The sequence below is a fragment of the Streptomyces himalayensis subsp. himalayensis genome (assembly GCF_013778455.1).
Classification (GTDB): domain Bacteria; phylum Actinomycetota; class Actinomycetes; order Streptomycetales; family Streptomycetaceae; genus Streptomyces; species Streptomyces himalayensis.
In genome coordinates this window covers 1-1699 of sequence record NZ_JACEHE010000083.1, presented here as the reverse complement: position 1 = coordinate 1699, position 1699 = coordinate 1, and the positions used below count along the sequence as shown (strand labels likewise).

The 1699-nt window shown below is 70.3% G+C and carries 1 protein-coding gene and 1 pseudogene; one reads left to right on the top strand and one right to left on the bottom strand.

Features of this window, described 5'->3' with window-relative positions; translation table 11 throughout:
* The coding region (locus H1D24_RS41515) for an MFS transporter (RefSeq protein WP_181662954.1) at positions 1-446 on the bottom strand (446 nt) is incomplete at its 3' end.
* 394 nt (positions 447-840) lie between these two features.
* On the opposite strand from H1D24_RS41515, the pseudogene H1D24_RS41510 reads away from it, so the two are divergent.
* A pseudogene (locus tag H1D24_RS41510) lies at positions 841-1699 on the top strand (nuclease/transposase family protein); the annotation flags it as partial.

The window sequence follows — 1699 nt, the reverse complement described above, 5'->3', positions numbered from 1 at the left end:
AGGGTCAGCCCACCGATCATGACGCCGGTCGCGCGGGTGGCCCTCGCCGGGCCCGAGGCGGCGGTGGCGACGACGAAACCGACGGACCAGAACGCTCCGGTGGCCAGCGCGGTGACGACCCGGGCGGCGAGGACGACGGTGAAGGAGGTGCTGAGGGCCGCCACCACATGACCGAGGCTGAAGACGGACAGGGCCAGGATCAGCGTCTGGCGCTGGGGCAGGCGCAGGGTGGCCATGGCCATGGTCGGCGCACCGATGATCATGCCGACGGCGAAGGCGGTGATCAACAGCCCGGCCCGGGAGACGCTGACTCCGAGGTCGGTGGACAGTTCGGGCAGCAGCCCGGCGATGACGAACTCGGTGGTGCCCATCAGGAACGTGCCAGCGGCGAGCACCCAGACGACGAAGGGCAGCTTGCCGGGTGTGGTCCCGGACGTGGAAGGCATGCGTGTGGTCTCTCCTTGAGCGGAAAATGGCAGGTCACGGCCCTGTGCCCTGAGGGTGCGGCGCAGGCGGAAGCGGCTGAAGCGCCAAAGTGGAGGTGGCCGCCTGCGGTGGTTGGTGGCGGGCCGTCGGGGGTGGACGGCGCCATGTCCTTCACGGTGCCACGGCATGGAATGCGTAAAAAGGGGAGGATCTCCTCCCCCCTACTGGCCGGTCGCGCTGAGTGCTTGTGGACTGCTGGGAGGGGTCGGGAGCTGCTGCCGGTGTGCTGAGCAGTAGTGAGTCTTGGTGAGTAAGGGTGAGTGCCGCGCAGGCCGGGCGGGCTGGGGCTGGTCTTCTGACCATGTGCTGGGGCCCGCTTCCGCGGTGCAGGTCCTGGGGCCTCCGAGGCGAACAGAAACGGACTGGAATGCGGGCCGGGTGCGCGTGGTGCGCGGCGGCAAGCATCTGGCCCGCACCCGCCAGCACCCGGCGGAGGCCGGGCTCGACGAGAAGGCGTGGCGGGCGCGGTGGGAGGCCGCCCGGATGTTCCTGGCCGCGGACGGGGAGTCAGGCAAACGCTTCGGCAACGAGACGATCCGCATCGCCGGCACCGGACAGATCTCCATCAAACTCCCCGCAGAACTCGCCCACCTGGCCAACGCGCCGCGCGGCCGGTACGTGCTCGAGGCGGTAGTGGCGTTCAGGCATCGGGGCAACGAGTGGCGGGGCCGGATCGCAGCCAACCGTGCGGTGGCCTACCGCATCCACCACGACCCGATCCGGGGGCGCTGGTATGTGACCGCAAGCTGGCAGCGTGCCACCGTCCCCGTCCTGCCCCTTCACGCCGCCCTGGCCCGGGGCGCGGTCGGGGTCGACATGAACGACGACCACCTGGCGGCCTGGCGCCTCGACATCCACGGCAACCCCGTCAGCGAGCCGCAGCGCTTCTTCTACGACTTGTCGGGCAGTGCCGCGCACCGGGACGCACAGATCCGGCATGCGCTGACCCGCCTGTTGCATTACGTCCGCCGCTGCGGCGTGGCCGCGATCGCCGTCGAGGACCTCGACTTCGCGGCGGACAAGACCCGGGAGAAGTACGGCCGGAACAAGCGGTTCCGACGGTTGATCTCCCGCTTCCCGACCGCGAAACTCACCGCACGGTTGGTGTCGATGGCCGCCGAGCGGGACGTGGCGATCGTCGCGGTCGACCCGGCGTATACCAGCCGGTGGGGTGCCCAGCACTGGCAGAAACCGCTGGCCACCCCGCACCGTG